The following is a 17573-nucleotide window of genomic DNA, read 5'->3' as shown; positions in this document are numbered from 1 at the left end:
AGCTTCGGCTGGCTGTTTCTTGGTATGATTAGTGTTGTGCTGCTACCCGTTTGAACCCCCCTCGCTCCACCTCCCCATGGGTGCCTCCAGCCGCTCCTCCCCCCACCGGCGATCGCACACGGTGACACCAGGGCAGGCCGCTCCGAGGTGTACGCGACACCTCGGCATGCGAGCCCGCCCGTCCCGAGGCCGAGGCGGCTGGCGAGGGCGGAGAAGAACGGTAATCCGTATATTCGTGGTATCCACGAAGGCGCGTCCGCCTCTTGAGTCCCGTCAGAACCAGAGGGCGCGACCTGTACCGGAACCCTGGTAAGCCCCCACCGGTCAGGCTACTTTCAGATCCAAGACGTCCGTACTGACACATCGCGACGTAGGGGGAAAAATGCGCAAATTCTCTGCAATGGTCTCGGGTATGACTCTCGCCCTGGGGGCCCTCGGACTCACCGTGGCTCCAAGCGCCACCGCGGCAACGCCCTGTCCGTCCGGCGCGGTCTGCATCCGCGAGACGAACGGCAGCATCCTGAACAAGAACATCTTCTACAGCTACGGCGCCCACAACCTGTCCAACGTGACCGGCGTCCGAGACGTCATCAACAACCAGACGGGAGGAGCCGGCTTCCAGGTCTGCAGGGGATACAACGGGACCAACTGCTGGACTGCCGTGTATCGCGGCAGCAGCTACCGCGGTGACTTCACGCCGATCAACTCCATCGTGCTCGTGCGGTAAAGACAGCGCGGAAACCTTCGCGGTTCCCTGTAGCGGCACCATGCGATGTAGTAGCACCATGCGATAGGCTGGCCACTTGGCGCTGCACGGCACCGCCGCCGTGCAGCCTCCGGCCGCGCCGCACGAGCAGCACCCGTGTGGGACGGGGCGGCAACGCGGGAGACGGTCGGCGCGGAGCCTTGTGCGCGCCGACCTGTCCATTCCGCGCGCAGGCGACCGCGCACTCCTTCGCGCTTATCGCCCCTCTCGAACGCAAGCGAGAGGGGCGATAGGCGCGCGGTCCGTGCACCCCGCAACCGCGCCCGTGTCGCTCGGTGCTCCGACGCCGCCTCCACCAGTACGTTGGCGCCGTGGAGCGCGCAGCGCTTCAGCGCTGCCCGCCATGGCCTGAACTCTCCGTTTTCGCCCGCGGGCACTCGGGAATCCTGCTCCCACAACCGCAGGGCCACTGCTTCACGCACCGTATGCCGCGTCGGCGGAAAGGCAGGTACGTCCATGACCGGCCTGGCGAGATTCCGTCCGTCCGCCTCGGCGCGGGATCTCATCGACGGGATCGAGCGGCACGGTGTCGTCGTGGCGGAGGACGTACTCGCGCCGGATCTGCTCAACCGTCTCAACGCCGAACTCGACCCGCTCCTGGAACGGGCCGCGCCGGATCACGGCAAGGCGTTCCTCAATCCGACGCTGTCGGAGTTCTTCGGCGAGCGGACCCGCCACCTCACCGGGGTGGCCGCCGCCTCCCGGGTGTTCGCCACCGAGATCCTCACACACCCCGTGCTGCTCGCCGTGTGCGACGCCTTCCTGCTGCCCGGCTGCGCCCGCTACCAGCTGAACCTGGCGCATGTCATCGACCGGGGCCCCGGCGCGGAGCGCCAGTGGCCGCACCGCGACGACGAGGGCTGGGACGTCTATCTGCCGGACGGCCACCCCGAGTTGCAGGTCGCCTCGGTCCTCGCGCTGCGCGACTTCACCGCCGATAACGGCGCCACTCTCGTCGTCCCCGGCAGCCATCGCTGGCCCGACCGGGCGCGTACCGCGGAGGAAGGCGAACTGGTGCCCGTGGAGATGAGCGCCGGGTCCGCCGTCATCTACCTCGGCTCCACGCTGCACGCCGGCGGCGCCAACTCCACGGCGGATCAATGGCGCAGAGGCATGCAGGTCAGTTACGCCCTCGGCTGGCTGCGCACCGAGGAGAACCACTTCCTGACCACTCCGCCCGGCATCGCCCGAACGCTCCCGCGACGCGTTCAGGAACTGCTCGGTTACGCCGTCCACGACGGCGTGGAGCGCCAGGGCGGGGCGCTGGGGCATGTCGATCTCCGTGAGCCGGTCGAACTCCTCGCCGAGGGGGCGCTGTAGCGGGGGCCGGGGCGGCGCCGTATCCCTGGGGGAGGGCAGGTCCGAACGCGTGCGAGCGAGCTCCGTGCCACCACCGCCCACACCGAAAGCGAGGAGGCAGTGTCCGAGACGCGATCGCACTACGGCGTGATCTGGCCACCGGCCACCGCGCAGCCGCGTGTGCCGCTTCCCGCGCAACGCTTTCATCACGACCGCCGCGGGCTGCGGGATCTGCCCGAAGTGGCGCTGCGCAGACTTCCGTTGTCCCGGCTAACGCCGGTCATCGGCGCCGAGCGGGTCGCCATCGCCGAGCGGGAACTGCGCGGTCTGCGATCCCGGCTCGACGGGCGCCAGGTCTGGCACATCAGCGACACCTCGGCCCGCGGCGGCGTAGCGGAGATGCTTCGCGAGGAACTGCCGTACTTTCGGGGCGCGGGGATCGCCGTGCGCTGGGTGACCCTGGCGGCTCCCCCCGCGTTCCGGCAGTTCACCAAGTCGCTCTACTACCAGCTGTGCGGTGTGCGTACCGGCAGCTCCTGGCCGGAGCCCGACCGCGGCCGACGGCTGTACGAGCGGGTCTGCCGGGAGTCGGCCGAGCGGTTCACCGCCGCCGCCGACCGTGGCGGTGTCGCCGTTGTGCACGACCACCAGGCGGCCGGACTCGTACCCCATCTGCGCGAAGCCGGCTTCACCGTACTGTGGCGCGCCCACATCGGCGCGCCCCTGCACCCTCAACAGGCCGCGCCCGCCTGGGTGTTCCTGTACCGCTACCTCGCGCACGCGCACGGCTGCATCGCCTCGTACCCCGGAGCGCTGCCCCGTGGCCTGCCGCAGCCGAGACCGCACATCATCGCCCCGTCGATCAACCCCCTGGCCGCGAAGAACATCCCGCTGAACGCCCCGGCCGACCGCGTGCTGGACGCGGTCGGCCCCCTCCCGCCGCGCGCCCCGCTGATCACGCAGGTCGGCCGCTGGGACGCGGTCAAGGACGTGCCCGGCGTGATCCGTGCCTTCGCCGACCATGTGGACCCCGCCTTCGGGGCCCGCCTGCTGCTCGTCGGCCCCGGCACCGAGGGCGATCCGCAGGCCGAGGAGGTCTTCGCGCAGTGCCGCCGGGCCCGTTCGGAGCTGGGACGGTTACGGGCACGGGTGCACGTACTGCGGCTCCCGGTCGCGGACTCGCGCGAGCACGCGCTGACCGTCAACGCCATCCAGCGCTGTTCGGCCCTCGTGGTCCAGAAGAGCCTCGCGGAGGGGTTCGGGCTGACGGTCGCGGAGGCGGCGTGGAAGGGCCGCGCCGTGATCGCTTCTCCGGTCGGCGGTCTGCGGCAGCAGATCGAGCACGGCCGGAGCGGGCTCCTGCTGACCGACCCCCACGACCTGGCGGGCCTGGGGTCGGCGGTCAACCGCCTGCTCGCGGAGCCGGCCTACGCGGCGGAACTCGGCCACAACGGGCGGGAGAGCGTGCGGCGTCACTTCCTCATCGACATCGGCGTACGCGACCTCGCGCGCGTCCTGGCCCGGACCCTCACCGGCTGACGGCCGAGGCCGGTGCGGTGCGGTGCGCACAGCAGGGCGGCGCGTCCGGGCCCACCGGCCCCGTGCCGCGCGCCGCCGGTCCGGTCGACTCGGCACCATGGACGAACGTACGGGGCACCCAAGTGGTGCCGTACACGGAGAAGGGGGAAGCCAGTGCGCGTCCTTGCTTTGGGGGCCCACCCGGACGACATCGAGCTGCTGTGCGCCGGCACCCTCGCCCACTACGCGGAGCAGGGCGCGCGGATCACAGTCGCGATCTTCACCGACGGCACACTCGGCTCCGGCGCCCCGACCCCGGCCGAGACGGCGGCCCTGCGCGAGGCGGAGGCCCGGCGGGCCGCGGAGGTCCTGGGTGCGGACCTCATCTGGCTGGGGCTGCCGGACGGATTCCTCTACGACACCCGCACCACCCGGACCCGGACCGTGGACGTCCTGCGCCGCGCCCGGCCGGACCTCGTCTTCGCCCACCACCCCGACGACTACCACCCCGACCACCAGGCAGCGAGCCGACTGGCAGCGGCCGCACGGCTGTTGGCCCGCGAACCCGCCCTGGCCACCGGGCACCCCGCTACCGCCACCGTGCCGTCCCTGTTCTACCTGGACACCTTGTCGGCCACGCACGGCGCGCCGGACCTGTGGGTCGACATCACCACGACCATGGAGCGCAAGGCGGCCATGCTCGCGGAACACCTCAGCCAGAACACCGCCAGACGCGCCCGCAAGGGCAGCGATTTCGTGGACCTGGCCCGGCGGCAGGCGGCGCGGCGCGGGCGGCAGGCGGACGTGAGCTACGCGGAGGCGTTCACCTGCGCGCCCGCTCATCCGGCCACCTCCGCGGCGGACCTGACGCCGCCCGGCATCACGATCCCGTACCGCCTCGTATCCACGCCGAGGCGCAGCACCGAACCCGAGCAGGGGGAGGGGGCGAGTTGAGCCGGACGCCGTGGGGCGGCGACCGGCGGGAGGAGACCGACGTCCATGCGCGGCACGTACAAGGGCATCTCGCAGCACAAGGGCGCGACGGCCCTCTACGCCGTCTTCTTCATCAACGGTCTGGTGCTGGCGAGCTGGGCTCCGCGCATCCCGCGGATCAAGGCGGACCTCGGGCTGACCGAGGCCGAACTGGGCCTGGCGCTCCTGGGTGTGGCGCTGGGCTCGCTGCCGGCCATGGCGGTGGCGGGCGTCCTGGTCAACCGGTTCGGCAGCCACGCGGTCGTCCGTATCACCGTCGTCTGGTACGCCGCTTCCATCGTGCTGCCCGCACTCGCCCGGAGCCTGGCCGGGCTCGTCGCGAGTCTGACGGTGCTCGGAGCGGCGGTGGGCTCGCTCGACGTGGCGATGAACACCCACGCGGTGGAGATCGAGCGCGGCTCCGGCCGGTCCCGGATGTCCTCCTTCCACGGTCTGTACAGCGCGGGCGCACTGGCGGGCGCGCTGCTCGGCACGGCCTCCGCCGCGTTGGGCCTCACCCCGCTGGTCCAGTTCGCGGGCACCGCCGCCGCGACTGCCGCAGCCGCCTGCGTCGTCGGCGGCGCACTGCGCCCGGCGGCCGACCGGCAGCCCCGCCGCAGCCCGCCCCGCCCTCCGACCCACCGTCGGCCGCTCCGGGGGCGGTTGCCGCTCCGCCTCCTGCTGCTCAGCGCGTTGGGCCTGTCCGTGCTGATGATCGAGGGGGCGATGACCGACTGGGGAAGCGTCTACCTGGCGGGCTCGCTGCACGCCGGGCCGGGGGTGGCCGGGACGGGCTACGCCGTCTTCGCGCTGGCCATGATGGTGGGGCGGCTCGGCGGTGACCGGGCGGCCGCGAGCCTGGGGCCGGTCAGGACGGTGCGTTACGGGGCCGTGCTGAGCGGATGCGCGGCGGCAGCCGCTCTCATGGCCCCGCACCCCTTGGTGGCGGTGGCCGCCTACGGGGCCGTGGGGCTGGGTATCGCCGCCTCCTTTCCGCTGGTGGTCAGCGGGGCCGGGCGCTACCCCTCCGGCGCACATGGCACGGCCGTGGCCACCGTCACCTCGACCGGTTACCTCGCTTTCCTCGCGGGGCCGCCGCTGATCGGCTCGTTGGCGTCGCTCGGCTCCCTGCGCACCGCCCTGCTGGTGGTCCCCGCGCTGGCCGTGGCGGCGGCCTGCCTCGCCCCGTTGCTCGCCCCGGGCCGGACGGGCGATGATCCGGCCGCTGATTCCACCGGCCGCTGATTCCGCCGTCCACTGATTCCACCGGCCGTCGATCCCCCACGCGCCTCGCGGCCGATGTCCCGAGCAGCCCCCTGCGGCCGCCTCGGAGGGCGGAGCCGTACGGCCGACCGGACGGGCGTCGGGCCGGGCGTACCGCGGCTGAGCACCGGACTCGGCAGGACCTCGCCAACTCGCCCATGATTCAACCGAGTTGTACGGGACAGGATATTGCTCATGCGCACAGTCGCTCTGTTCGACCTGGACGGCACCTTGATCAACACGGAGCCGCGCAACAGCGCGGCCTGGTCCCGCCTCTTCCGGCGGCACAAGGTGCCCCACGACGCCGCCACCCTGCGCGCGTTCGCCGGACGCCCGGGAAAGGAGGCGCTCGCCGACCACCTCCACTCCTTTCACGGGTACACGCTGGAGGAACTGCACGCGGAGGTGGTCTCGTACTCGGAAGAGCCCGGCCTGCCCGCCGCCGAGCCCATCGCCGGAGCCCTGGATCTGCTGGCTCGGCTGAGACGACAGCATGTCCCGCTGGGCCTGGTGACCTCGGGCCCCCGCGACTACGCCCGCGCCGAACTCGACGCACTGGGCGTTCTGCGCGCGTTCGACGTGCTCATCACCTCGGACGACGTGACCCGCGGAAAGCCCGACCCGCAGGGCTACCTCGCGGGCTGCGCGGCGCTCCGGGCGGAACCAGGTCAGGCGGTGGTCTTCGAGGACGCCCCCGCCGGGGTGAGCGCGGCCAAGAGCGCCGGAGCCTTCTGCGTCGGGCTGACCACCACGCAACCCGCCGCGGCGCTGGCCGGGGCGGATGTGATCGTGGCCGATCTGACCCAGGTGACGTGGCCGATCCTGTCGCCGACGGCCTCCGGCCCAGGCGAGCCGAACCCCGTGGGCTGACGGACACGGGGCGCGTCTTCAGGGGATGATCCGCCCCCTCCGGCGCGCGGCGGCGACGCTGGGCTGCCCGCGTGGATGCGTCAACGACGGGGCGTCTTCGCCTGTGGCAGGGCTGAACTGAACGGCGTCTGGATCTAGAACACGTCGCGCAGGGCCTCCAGGAGGCGGGCGATGTTCGCCTCGTCGCGGCGGTAGTAGGTCCACTTGCCCCGCCGGGTGGCGACCACCAGCCCTGCCTGCCGCGGCATCGCGAGGTACTGCGAGGTGGTGTTTCAGCGGGTCGGGGTCACGTCGGTGATCACGCAGTCGTACGGACTGTGGCCGTCGGGGAGGTGGGGCACATGGCGGGCCAGGTCGAGGAAGAACCGTCCGGGCTCGATGGCGGTCTCGGGTGGGTGAACTCCGGGTGGCCCGCCGGTGCCGTCGAGCAACTGGGCGAGTCCCAGGGCCAGGGGGATGCCGGTCGCCTCCGCCATGTCGTCGATCAGCGTCGTCATGCCGGGCGTCTCGGCGAGCCGGGCCAGGACGGTGACCGGCCGGCCGTCGCTGGTGCCCATGGCCGCGGCGAAGAACGGCGGCAGCGACCGGGGGCCCTTCAGGGTCATGGCGCCCGCCGCGGCCCGCAGCGAACGTGATACGGAGGGGTTGGCCAGGTCGGCGGCGGCGGCCTCATTGGTGAGCCTGCCGGCGTCGATGGCGCGGCGCAGGACGTCCAGGTAGGCCAGCGTGCCCGGGGTGACGACCATGAGGTTGGCGGCCTCACCGGCCGGCTGGAAGCTCCGGTGCAGGGTGACCGGTTCGGGGTGTCCGACGGTGTAGGCCGTTCCGGAGTGTTCGGCGGAGACGGTGAGCGTGACCGGAAGGAGCGGCCGTCGATGGACGAGCCGCCCCTCGCTGACCACCGCCGCCTTCCCGGAGATCTGCTCCATCCAGTGCACGGTGGCGGCACTGGGCCGGCCGTCGGGGTCGAGCAGCTGCTCGTCGTCCTGCCCGTCGGTACCGGAGACGTCGACGGGCCAGGCGGTGTAGAGGTCCTGGACGTGGTCCAGGTGCTGAACGGCACGTGCGGCCAGCAGGTTGCTGACCCCCGGGCTGGCGCCCATGCCCACCACCGCGCGGACCCCGGCGGACCGTGCTTCCCCGTCCAGATCGAGCATCCGCAGCGTCGGTTCCCAGTCGTCGCAGATGTCCAGGTAGTGGGTACCGGACGAGATCGCGGCACGCAGCACGGTCAGGCCGAAGCGGTAGTACGGGCCGACGGTGTTGAGCACGACATCCGCATCGGTCAGGGCGGCACGCAGGGCGGTGCCGTCGGTCACGTCCACCTGTAGCGCCCGCATGGGCACACCGCCGACTTCGGCGAGGCGGCGTACCAGCCCCTGGGCCGCTTCGAGCCGTTTGTCGGCCACCACGATCTCGGTCACCTCGGGCAGCCCGGCCGCCACCCGCACCGCCACAGCCCCCATCGCACCGGGTCCGCCGAGCGCCAGGATCCTCATCAGCCCACCTCTCTCTATTTCGTGACGATCGTATCGTATGCGATCGTTGTGAAATCGAGCGATTGGGAGGATCCGTGAGGTGCTGGGCATCGGCATCGGTCCGCGGGCTGTCCGGGGGAGGGGCGCCGACGAGGGATCTTCCACTCGGCGGGGGTGTCGGCGCGGTGCGAGACTGCGACAGGAGGTGATCGCCATGGCCGGGGAAGCCTTTGCGGACGCCTACCCGGGTTCCGAGAGCTACGGGACGTTCGAAGCGCTGCTGCAACATGCCCAGCGCGCCGCCCCCACGGATATACCCGACCTGGTGGACCGGCACGCCGCGGCCCTCGGCCTGCGGCACGTCGGCATCTACGCCGCCCGGCCGCCGCGGCGTCCCGGCTGAGCCTCAGCCGACCACGGTGACCCGCACCCCGAGGTCGCCCATGGCCGACAGTTCCCCCGTGGGCGCTTCGGAGTCGGTGATGAGGGTGTGTACGTCGGCCGTCGGGCAGATCTTGGCGAAGGTGGTTCTGCCGATCTTGGAGTGGTCGGCGACCACGACGGTACGGCTGCCGTGGAAGGCGAAGGCGCGGTCGGTGGCGGCCTCCAACTGGTCGTGCGTGGTGCAGCCATGGGCGGCGCTGATGCCGTCGACGCCGAGGAAGGCGATGTCGGTGTGGTGGTCGGCGAGGGTCTTCTCGGCGATGGGGCCGACGAGTTCGTAGCTCTGGCTGCGGGCGGTGCCGCCGATCACGATCAGGGTGACGGTGGGGCGGAGCACCAGGTTCGCCGCGATGTTGACGGCGTTGGTGACGATCGTGACCGGTCCCCGGTCGGCGAGGATACGGGCCACCTCCGTGGTGGTGGTGCCGCCGGTCAGGCCGACCACCGCCCCGTCGGGCACGAGGGCGGCGGCCGCTCTCGCGATGGCCTGCTTCTGCGGGGAGCGCTGGTCCGCGCGGTGCTGGAGCGGCAGTTCGATGCTCAACCCGCTGGAGAGGGCGCCGCCGTGCGTACGGTCGAGCAGCCGTTGCTCGCTCAGGTGCCGCAGGTCGCGCCGCACCGTGGCCTGTGAGACGCCGAGCAGCCGCGAAAGCTGCGTCACGTCAGCGCTGCCCTGCGCGGCGACATGGTCGAGTATCCGCGCATGGCGGTCGCTTCTGAGCACGCAGTGAGCATAGCTCTGACGAGCATCTCCGCTCATTATCGTGCACGGAGTGCGCGTACTGATGCACGGAATGCTGGTAGTTCAGTCAAAACCGATCTATTGACATGGCTGAATACGCTCGATTTACTCCATGGCAACGCCGATGCCGAGCGCTCGGCGCAGAGGTACGCCCAGCCGGTAGTTGGCCCTCCGCCATGAGTCCGGACTCAGTCGCCAGGGCCCTTTCCGGGTTCCGAGGCGGGGACGTGCCCCCTCCACAGCTGGAGCTCAAAGATGAGTTTCAATCGCATGGTCCGCAGGTGTACGACGTCGGCCGCGGTCCTCACCGCCACCGCGGCAGCCTGTGTGCTCGCCCCGGCCTCCGCGTCGGCCGCCCAGTCCGGCATCACGCTGCCGACGCCACGGGCCGGGTTCGACTACCAGATAGGCGGCGCCTACACACCGCCCACCGGCGTGAAGATCGTCAGCCGCGACCACAAGGCCGACCCCGCCCCCGGCCTGTACAACATCTGCTACGTCAACGCCTTCCAGGCCCAGCCGAAGACGGAGGACGAATGGGGGTCGGACCTGCTGCTGCACAACGCCGCCGGTGACGTCGTCTACGACGGCAAATGGGGCGAGGCCATCCTCGACATCCGCACCCCCGCCAAGCGCAAGAGCATCGCCGCCAAGGTCAACGGGTGGATCGACTCCTGCGCCGCCAAGGGCTTCCAGGCCGTCGAGCCCGACAACTACGACACCTACACCCGCTACCCCAAGCTCCTGCAGGCGAGCCAGGCCAAGGCCCTCATCTCGCTCCTGTCCACGCACGCCCACGACAAGGGCCTGGCCATCGGGCAGAAGAACACGCCGGACCTGGCCGCCGACCACGAGGCGACCGGGCTGGACTTCGCCGTCGCCGAGGAGTGCGGGAGGTACAACGAGTGCGGGAAGTACACCGCCGCGTACGGCTCCCGCGTCTATGTCATCGAGTACACGGACAAGGGCCTGAGCAAGGCCTGTTCGGGCTGGGGTGACCAGCTGAGCATCGTCCGCCGCGACGAAGACGTCACGCCCCTGGGCGACGACGCGTACGTACGCAAGACCTGCTGATCCCGACGCCGGGTTCCGGATGGCCGGAACCCGGCGCTCGCCACGCACAACCCTCTTAAAAGACTTCCGCTTGCCCTTATATGTTCCCCGCCGCCACCCCGCCCTGCGGCGTGCCGGCCCGAGGCGAGGCGCCCCACCCCTGGAGGCAGTGATGACAGCAGTACCCCGAGCGCCCGGCCCACTGTCGCGGCGCGGTGTGCTGCGCGCCGGCGGTGTCGGAGCGCTCGCGGTGGCCGGTGGTGGCGCCCTGTCCGGCTGCGCGGCGGACACCGCCAGCGGGGTCGGCGCCGACGGCCGCGTCACGATCCAGATGTGGCACGGCCAGACCGACACCGGCGCCAAGGTCATCAACAGCCTGGCCGCCGAGTTCGAGCGCACCCATCCGGACATCCGCGTGGACATGGGCGGCGGCGTGCTGTCCGACGCCATGCTGCAGAAGGTGACCGCCGCGCTCGCCTCCGGCTCCTACCCCGACATCGCCTACATCTTCGGCTCCGACCTCGCCAGCGTGGCCCGCAGCCCGCAGGTGGTCGACCTGACGGAGCAGGTGCGGCAGGGACCGACGCCGTGGCGCAACTACCACGCGGCGGCCCGGGAGGCCGTCACCGTCAACGGCAAGGTCCGCGCGGTGCCCGCCCTCCTCGACGCCCTGGCCGTGGTCTGCAACAAGAAGGTGTTCGCCGATGCCGGGGTCGACCTGCCCAAGGCGGGCTGGACCTGGAAGGAGTTCACCGACACCGCGCGCCGCCTCACCGACTCGGCCAAGGGGCGGTTCGGCACCGGCTGGCCCGGCACCGGCGACGAGGACACCGTGTGGCGGCTGTGGCCGATGGTGTGGGACCTGGGCGGCGACGTCATCGCCGAGGACGGGCGGAGCATCGGTTTCGAGAAGGTGGGCGCCCGCGCCCTGGAGGTCGTCAAGGACCTGGTGGACGACAAGAGCGTCTATATCGACCCCAAGCCCGGCGGCGAGCAGATGTACCGGGTCTTCCTCTCCGGTCGGATGGGCATGGTGCCGACGGCCCCCTGGCAGCTGCCGGACATCAGGCAGGCGAAGGTCGACTACCACGTCGTCCCGCTGCCCAGCTTCAGCCGCCGCCCCCTCACCATCTCAGGGCCCGACACCTGGACGCTGTTCGACAACGGCGAGGCCCGCAAGAAAGCCGCGATCACCTTCGTCACCTGGCTGACCCAGCCCGCCCAGGACAGCCGCTGGGACGTGGAGGCGGGCAGCCTGCCGCTGAGCCGCCGCAGCGAGGACCGCCCGGCCTGGCGCGAGCACTCCACCCGTACGCCCGGCCTGTCCGTGTTCACCGAGGCGGTCACCTCGGCGCGCGTACGCCCCGTGCACCCGGCCTACCCCCGCGTCTCGCGCGCCCTGGGCCAGGCCATCGTCGCCGTGCTGCTCGGCCGCAAAAGCCCCGCCGAGGCGGTGCGCTCCTGCGCCGAGGAGTCCAACGCCGCCCTGCTGATACCGCGTTGAGGACCTGATATGCCCCGACTCCCCACCCCGCTGACACTGCCGCAGAAACGGCCGGAGCCGCGAGCCCTGCGCCGTCGGCGCCGCAAGGAGGCGGCCACGGCGTGGGCGTTCGTCTCGCCCGCCGTGCTCGTCATCCTCGGCCTGAGCGTGCTGCCGGTCATCTGGTCGCTGCTGCTGTCCTTTCAGGCCAATGACCTCGTCACGCCCAGCCGCTGGGTGGGCCTCGACAACTACGACGCCTTGCGCCAGGACCCGAACTTCCACCAGGCTGTGCGGAACACCGTCTTCTACACGGTGCTGTACGTGCCCTTGAGCATCGCCCTCGGGCTCGCCCTGGCCCTCGTACTCAACCGGCGCATCCGCTTCGTCGGGCTCTACCGGACGCTGTTCTTCATACCGTTCGTCATCTCCGCCACCGCACAGGGCGTGCTGTTCTCCTTCATCCTCGACCCGCAGTTCGGCGCGGCCAACTCCTTCCTGCACCACCTGGGCATCTCGCCGCAGGGCTTCCTCACCGACCCCTCGCAGGCGCTGCTCGTCCTGGTCGTCATCACCCTGTGGAGCGGGACGGGCCTGTGCACCGTCATCTACCTGGCGGCGCTGCAGGACGTCCAGCAGTCCCTGGTGGAGGCCGCGCGCCTCGACGGCGCGGGCCGGTTCCAGGTCCTGCGGCATGTGACGCTGCCCGCGCTCACGCCGGTGAGCGTGTTCCTGCTTCTGTGGCAGACCATCCAGTCCCTCCAGGTCTTCGACCTCGTCTACGTGACCACCAAGGGCGGGCCCCTCGGCTCGACCACCGTGATCGTCTACTTCATCTGGGAGCAGGCTTTCAAGGAGTTCACCGCCGGGTACGGAGCTGCCGCCGCCTACGTCCTGGCCCTGGTGCTGATGGTCGCGGCCATCGTGCTGCGCGTGGTCCGCCGCGAGCGCACCCCTCGTACGAAAGCAGCCGCCTCATGACCGCGACCACCACCGAGCCGTCACGGGTCACCTCCCGGCAGGCGGCGGTGCCGGCCGGGAGGCGCCGCTTCCGGCTCCCGTTCAGCGGCTGGCATCTGCTGCTCGCACCGCTGGCCCTGCTGTTCGCGGTACCGCTGATATGGCTGGTGCTCAGCTCGGTGATGAGCGACGCCGAGATCAACCGCTTCCCGCCGGCGCTCTGGCCCTCGAAGATCGACTTCGGCGGCTACAGCTACGTCCTCGGCAACGGCAAGTTCCTGCGCTGGCTGCTGAACTCGGTGATCGTCTCCGCGGTCGCCGTCACCTCCAACCTGGTGTTCGGCGTGCTCGGCGGCTACGCGTTCGCCCGGATGCGCTTCGCCGGGTCGCGGCTGCTGCTCGTCCTGATGCTGGCGACGATGGCGATCCCGTTCCAGCTCACGATGATCCCCACCTTCCTGGTCATGAAGAAGCTCGGGCTCATCGACACACTCGGCGCGCTGATCGTGCCCGCCCTCGTCACGCCGTTCGCGGTGTTCCTGCTGCGGCAGTTCTTCCTGTCGCTGCCCCGCGAACTGGAGGAGGCCGCCTGGATCGACGGCTGCTCCCGGATGCGGGTCATCTGCTCCATCGTCCTGCCCCTCGCGCGGCCCGCGCTCTCCACCGTCGCGGTGCTGACCTTCCTGACCACGTGGAACGACCTGACCTGGCCGCTGATCGCCATCAACCACGACACGCAGTACACGCTGCAACTGGGCCTGACCACCTTCCAGGGACAGCACCACACCCACTGGTCCGCGGTCATGGCGGGCAACGTCCTGACGGTCCTTCCGGTGCTCATCGCGTTCCTCTTCGCGCAGAAGGCATTCATCCGCTCGGTCGCCTCCAGCGGCCTCAAGGGCTGACCGCCCGCTCCCACCCGTTCCAAGGACCGCGATGCCCACCGCGTGCGACCTGCTCGTCATCGGGGACGCCCACCCCGATGTCATCCTCGGCCCGCTCACCGAACCGCTCGCCTTCGGCCGGCGCGAACAGCTCACCGACTTCGGCTCCCTCGTCATCGGCGGCTCCGCCGCCGCCCTCCTCGCCCACCTCTCTCCCATCGGAGCGCACACGTCATGACCCAACCCAAGATCGCCTTCATCGGCGCGGGAAGCGTCGTCTTCACCCAGGGGCTGCTCGCCGACCTCTTCGCCTTCCCCGAGCTGCGGAACGCGCACATCGCCCTGCACGACATCGACGCCGAACGGCTGGCCACCGCCGAAGCCGCGGCCCACTACATCGCGCGCGAACTGGGCGCCGACGCCCGGATAACCGCCCACGCCGACCGCCGCGAATCCCTGGCCGGCGCCGACTTCGTCATCAACATCGTGCAGATCGGCATGGGCGAGTCCACCCGTACCGACTTCGATGTCCCCGCCCGCCACGGGGTGCGCCAGACCATCGGCGACACCCTCGGCGTCGGCGGCATCTTCCGCGCCCTGCGCACCTTCCCCTTCCTCAAGCGACTCGGCGAGGACATCACCGAACTCTGCCCCGACGCATGGCTGCTCAACTACACCAACCCCATGGCCATGAACATCCAGTACCTCACCGAGGCCACCGGCCTGACCAAGGTGGTCGGCCTGTGCCACTCGGTGTACTGGACCATGCAGGACCTGGCCAAGCTCGTGGGCGTCCCCTATGAGGAGATCACCTACCGGGCCGCGGGCGTCAACCACCAGGCCTGGGTGCTGCGCTTCGAGCACAAGGGCACCGACCTCTACCCCCGCCTCGACGAACTCATCGCCAAGGACGCGCAGTTGCGGCGCCGGGTGCGTGTCGACATGTACCGGCGGCTCGGCTACTACCCGACCGAGACCAGCGAGCACTCCTCGGAGTACGTGCCCTGGTACCTGCACCACGACAGCGAGGTCGACCGGCTGCGCCTCCCGATCGGCGCCTACCTCGGCATCGTCGACGAGAACGTCGCCGAGTACCACCACACCCGCGACGCCCTCGCCGCCGGGGCCCCGCTCACCGTCGAGGGCACCATGGAGTACGCCCCCCAGGTCATCCACAGCATGGTCACCGGCACCCCGCGCACCATCTACGGGAACGTCCCCAACCGCGGCCTGATCGACAACCTCCCGGCCCACGGCGTGGTCGAGGTGCCCTGCCTGGTCGACGCGACGGGCATCCAGCCGACCCGCGCCGGTGCCCTGCCGCCGCAGCTCGCCGCCCTCAACCGCACGTACCTGAGCATGAACGACCTCGTCGTACGTGCCGCCGTCGACGACGAGCCGCGGAACATCCGACACGCGGCCATGACCGACCCGGCCACCGCCGCGACCCTGACCGTGGACCAGATCTGGCGGCTCTGCGACGACATGGTCCGCGCCCACGCCGACCTCCTCCAGCCGTCACTGCGGGTCACGTTGGCCGACGACTGACCCGGCCCGACGCCCCGCCGCACCACTCCCGCCAAGAACAGGAACCCACCCTCATTCCCCTACGACACAAGAGACCCCCCCCCGAAAGTCGTTCTGGGGGGGCGTATTCGACCTGCTTGGGGCGGTCCCCCGCCGCCCCCCGCCCCATGACGCTCATCGCCGGGCCCAGGCATCCGGCGCGCGGCCGGGCCGCACGCGGAAAGCGCCTCCCGCCTGGTCTGATCGAACCCCTTGACCAGGTTCGTCGTTCCAGCTCAGAAGGCGCTTTCCCGCTTCTTCCCCATGTCCGGCCTCACCCCGAGCGGAACGCCGGGACGGGGCCGGCCGCCGGGTCGTGCACCGTTATGGCCGCCCGCTGCCGGCCGGTTACCGGCATATGGCGGTCAGACCGTCGGCGAGACGGTCGTACGGATTGAGGCCGCAGAGCTCCACCAACCCGGTCGCCACCCCGAAGAAGGCGCGGCGCACGTGGAGGCCGTCTTCCTCGGGGAGCAGGTAGCTGTCCCGCGTCGTCTCGTCGACGTCCATGAACAGGCGGGCGTCAGCCCTGGTCGAGGCGCCGCGTCCCAGGACCAGATGCTGCCAGATGTCGTCGATGAGGCTCCGGTACCGCGTCGCGTGCTCGCCTCCGGCTGCCCCGCTCGCCCTGAGCGCGGCGTCGAACACCCGCTGCCAGCCCGCACCGAGCCCGCGCAGACTGTCCATGTCCTCGGCGCGGTCGCAGCCGTCGAGCACCGACGCGGCGACGGACGCGCAGGCGGACGCGTCGATGCCGCCGATCAGGCCGCGTCGGGCGATGCGGTGGGCCCGCTCCTGCGCCGAGCGGCGCTCGCCGAGCTCCCACAGCGGCTTCCACTCCCGGCTGTGCATCGTGCTGCCGGGTTGCAGCGTGCATGCGCGGGGCGCTCGCCGGCCGGGTCCCGGCAAGGCGAACGCCCTTCCCACATCGCCGCCGGCGGCCGAGTACGCGGCGAGCTGGCTACGTACGTTGTAGCGGGGGGCCAGGAGGTACCAGAGGCAGGTGCCCATCGACACTTCGGCGGCTTCGGCGTGACCGGCCTGTCCGCAGTCGCAGTCCAGCAGGGCGTCGATGAACTCGGCGAGCGCTGTGCCATAGCCGGCGACTCCGTCGCAGCCGGACGTCACCAGGGCGAGCAGCAACTCGTTGAACCCCTCGTGGTGCACATGGTCGGCCACCGCGTCGGTGATGTCGTTGTAACGCATCAGGCTGTCGAGCGGGCGCCGGATGGCGTCGCACGCCGTGGCGGAGGTGAACGCGCCGAGCCCGTCACTGAGGTGCTGGTAGTGCGCGGTGCCGAACATCAGGCGGTAGTGGGTGGACACAGCACCGTCCCACGAGCGGGCCCGTACGTACTCCTCGGGTGTCACCGGGGCGAGGTCGGCGATGCGGGGGCCGGTGTTGGCCGCGGTCTCCGTGAGAGTGTCCTTCAGGGTCATCATCCCGCCGATGACGGCCAGGTCCCTGACCGCCTGGGTGGCGGCGGGGCCGGACAGGTAGGCCATACCCTCGCCGGCGGCCCGCAGGTAGTCGCTCCGCTCCCCGGCCCCCGGGTCGTCGGAGGCGCCGCCGTAGTCGACTGCCAGGGCGGGGGAGAGGAGCGCCCCGGCCAGGTCGTGCACGCGGGCGTCGGAGCCGCGCAGGAATTCCCAGCGGTAGAGGCTGCCCCACAGATCCCGCATGGCCATGATCGGATCGGTCGCACCAGGGTTGCGCCTGCGGTACTCGCTCCACATCTCCGGGATCTCGCCTCCCTTGTGCGGAGCCACCTCGGCCAGTTCGGTGAGGCCGCGGGCCACGGCCGACGGGGTGCCGCTCCAGAGCGTGGCCGCGAGCGCCGCGGTGGTGCGGTGGGCGGTCTCGGCCAGCGGACTCGACCGGACGCTCTCGCCGATCTCGGGGGAGTTCATGGCCCGCATGGTCTGCTCGGCCATCGCGTAGCCGTCCGGGGGGCAGGGAATCGCCGTGGAGCGGTACGGCACGTAGTCGGGTTCGCCGACTTTGTACGTTGTCGTGCCATCCGGCGCGGCAGGGCCGTCGTCAACGGTGTGCAGCCCAGCCAGAAGATCACGTACGGGGCCGTTGACCAGCCCGCAGTCCTCGGCGTCCCACACGTCGGGTTTGCTGCTCATTGATTCCTCCGGTAGTCGGTGAACGACAGGGAGCCCCTATGGATCGTCAAGCGGTCGGTGCAGGGGTTCGGCAAGGCGAGCCGCACGGGGCGGGTGCCGGTAGTGCTCGCGGGCGGTGACCGCTTCGGGCGGCGCCCGCTGC

The 17573-nt window shown here is 71.0% G+C and carries 16 protein-coding genes and 1 pseudogene; 13 read left to right on the top strand and 4 right to left on the bottom strand.

Annotated elements, in window-relative coordinates; all coding sequences use genetic code 11:
- Positions 1-412 precede the first annotated feature (412 nt).
- From AC07AB_RS34315 to AC07AB_RS34290, 6 genes are all read left to right on the top strand, one after another.
- A complete protein-coding gene (locus AC07AB_RS34315) occupies positions 413-727 on the top strand; it encodes a hypothetical protein (protein WP_478575482.1) in 315 nt (104 codons plus the stop codon).
- A 495-nt stretch (positions 728-1222) separates the two neighbouring features.
- A complete protein-coding gene (locus tag AC07AB_RS34310) occupies positions 1223-2086 on the top strand; it encodes a phytanoyl-CoA dioxygenase family protein (protein ID WP_478575480.1) in 864 nt (287 codons plus the stop codon).
- Positions 2087-2185: 99 nt separating this feature from the next.
- Positions 2186-3604, top strand: coding sequence for a glycosyltransferase (locus AC07AB_RS34305; protein WP_478575477.1), 1419 nt, complete (start codon positions 2186-2188; stop codon positions 3602-3604).
- Between the two features lie 153 nt (positions 3605-3757).
- On the top strand, positions 3758-4537 hold the full coding sequence (locus tag AC07AB_RS34300; protein ID WP_478575474.1) for a PIG-L deacetylase family protein: 780 nt from the start codon (positions 3758-3760) through the stop codon (positions 4535-4537).
- 45 nt (positions 4538-4582) lie between these two features.
- Positions 4583-5800, top strand: coding sequence for an MFS transporter (locus AC07AB_RS34295; RefSeq protein ID WP_478575471.1), 1218 nt, complete (start codon positions 4583-4585; stop codon positions 5798-5800).
- 213 nt (positions 5801-6013) lie between these two features.
- On the top strand, positions 6014-6688 hold the full coding sequence (locus tag AC07AB_RS34290) for an HAD family hydrolase (protein WP_478575469.1): 675 nt from the start codon (positions 6014-6016) through the stop codon (positions 6686-6688).
- 134 nt (positions 6689-6822) lie between these two features.
- On the opposite strand, the pseudogene AC07AB_RS34285 reads toward AC07AB_RS34290, so the two are convergent.
- A pseudogene (locus AC07AB_RS34285) lies at positions 6823-6960 on the bottom strand (ArsR/SmtB family transcription factor); the annotation flags it as partial.
- Complete coding sequence (locus tag AC07AB_RS34280) at positions 6961-8187, bottom strand: saccharopine dehydrogenase family protein (protein WP_478575466.1); 1227 nt, start codon at positions 8185-8187, stop codon at positions 6961-6963. It lies immediately after the preceding pseudogene.
- A 193-nt stretch (positions 8188-8380) separates the two neighbouring features.
- On the opposite strand from AC07AB_RS34280, the gene AC07AB_RS34275 reads away from it, so the two are divergent.
- A complete protein-coding gene (locus tag AC07AB_RS34275) occupies positions 8381-8569 on the top strand; it encodes a hypothetical protein (protein ID WP_478575463.1) in 189 nt (62 codons plus the stop codon).
- 3 nt (positions 8570-8572) lie between these two features.
- Here the strand turns inward: AC07AB_RS34275 and AC07AB_RS34270 are convergent, their stop codons facing one another.
- Complete coding sequence (locus AC07AB_RS34270) at positions 8573-9334, bottom strand: DeoR/GlpR family DNA-binding transcription regulator (protein ID WP_478575460.1); 762 nt, start codon at positions 9332-9334, stop codon at positions 8573-8575.
- Between the two features lie 273 nt (positions 9335-9607).
- Here AC07AB_RS34270 and AC07AB_RS34265 point away from each other — a divergent pair, with 273 nt between their 5' ends.
- The 6 genes from AC07AB_RS34265 (at position 9608) to melA (ending at position 15280) form a co-directional block, all read left to right on the top strand.
- Positions 9608-10426, top strand: coding sequence for an endo alpha-1,4 polygalactosaminidase (locus AC07AB_RS34265; RefSeq protein WP_478575457.1), 819 nt, complete (start codon positions 9608-9610; stop codon positions 10424-10426).
- Between the two features lie 151 nt (positions 10427-10577).
- Positions 10578-11909: an ABC transporter substrate-binding protein gene (locus AC07AB_RS34260; RefSeq protein ID WP_478575454.1), complete on the top strand. Its 1332-nt coding sequence runs from the start codon at positions 10578-10580 to the stop codon at positions 11907-11909.
- 9 nt (positions 11910-11918) lie between these two features.
- Positions 11919-12869 (top strand): carbohydrate ABC transporter permease, encoded by a 951-nt coding sequence (locus AC07AB_RS34255; protein WP_478575452.1) that lies wholly within the window; start codon positions 11919-11921, stop codon positions 12867-12869.
- A complete protein-coding gene (locus AC07AB_RS34250) occupies positions 12866-13753 on the top strand; it encodes a carbohydrate ABC transporter permease (RefSeq protein WP_478575449.1) in 888 nt (295 codons plus the stop codon). The genes AC07AB_RS34255 and AC07AB_RS34250 overlap by 4 nt, the downstream gene beginning before the upstream one ends.
- 31 nt (positions 13754-13784) lie before the next feature.
- Positions 13785-13970 (top strand): hypothetical protein, encoded by a 186-nt coding sequence (locus AC07AB_RS34245; RefSeq protein ID WP_478575446.1) that lies wholly within the window; start codon positions 13785-13787, stop codon positions 13968-13970.
- Entirely contained in the window at positions 13967-15280 is a 1314-nt protein-coding gene (melA, locus tag AC07AB_RS34240) for an alpha-galactosidase (protein ID WP_478575444.1), read from the top strand. The genes AC07AB_RS34245 and melA overlap by 4 nt, the downstream gene beginning before the upstream one ends.
- 366 nt (positions 15281-15646) lie before the next feature.
- Here the strand turns inward: melA and AC07AB_RS34235 are convergent, their stop codons facing one another.
- Positions 15647-17431, bottom strand: coding sequence for a hypothetical protein (locus AC07AB_RS34235; RefSeq protein WP_478575441.1), 1785 nt, complete (start codon positions 17429-17431; stop codon positions 15647-15649).
- Positions 17432-17573: the final 142 nt, after the last annotated feature.

The organism is Streptomyces sp. NPDC044033 (genome assembly GCF_056434425.1).
The sequence above is the reverse complement of the archived record's forward strand: the minus strand, read 5'-3'. Positions and strand labels throughout refer to the sequence as shown.

Bases quoted from the DNA above. Each gene is read 5' to 3' on its own strand.
- melA (WP_478575444.1), top strand. From the start codon at position 13,967: ATGACCCAACCCAAGATCGCCTTCATCGGCGCGGGAAGCGTCGTCTTC.
- AC07AB_RS34250 (WP_478575449.1), top strand. From the start codon at position 12,866: ATGACCGCGACCACCACCGAGCCGTCACGGGTCACCTCCCGGCAGGCG.
- AC07AB_RS34280 (WP_478575466.1), bottom strand. From the start codon at position 8,187: ATGAGGATCCTGGCGCTCGGCGGACCCGGTGCGATGGGGGCTGTGGCG.
- AC07AB_RS34295 (WP_478575471.1), top strand. From the start codon at position 4,583: ATGCGCGGCACGTACAAGGGCATCTCGCAGCACAAGGGCGCGACGGCC.
- AC07AB_RS34260 (WP_478575454.1), top strand. From the start codon at position 10,578: ATGACAGCAGTACCCCGAGCGCCCGGCCCACTGTCGCGGCGCGGTGTG.
- AC07AB_RS34315 (WP_478575482.1), top strand. From the start codon at position 413: ATGACTCTCGCCCTGGGGGCCCTCGGACTCACCGTGGCTCCAAGCGCC.
- AC07AB_RS34310 (WP_478575480.1), top strand. From the start codon at position 1,223: ATGACCGGCCTGGCGAGATTCCGTCCGTCCGCCTCGGCGCGGGATCTC.
- AC07AB_RS34235 (WP_478575441.1), bottom strand. From the start codon at position 17,431: ATGAGCAGCAAACCCGACGTGTGGGACGCCGAGGACTGCGGGCTGGTC.
- AC07AB_RS34290 (WP_478575469.1), top strand. From the start codon at position 6,014: ATGCGCACAGTCGCTCTGTTCGACCTGGACGGCACCTTGATCAACACG.
- AC07AB_RS34245 (WP_478575446.1), top strand. From the start codon at position 13,785: ATGCCCACCGCGTGCGACCTGCTCGTCATCGGGGACGCCCACCCCGAT.
- AC07AB_RS34275 (WP_478575463.1), top strand. From the start codon at position 8,381: ATGGCCGGGGAAGCCTTTGCGGACGCCTACCCGGGTTCCGAGAGCTAC.
- AC07AB_RS34255 (WP_478575452.1), top strand. From the start codon at position 11,919: ATGCCCCGACTCCCCACCCCGCTGACACTGCCGCAGAAACGGCCGGAG.
- AC07AB_RS34265 (WP_478575457.1), top strand. From the start codon at position 9,608: ATGAGTTTCAATCGCATGGTCCGCAGGTGTACGACGTCGGCCGCGGTC.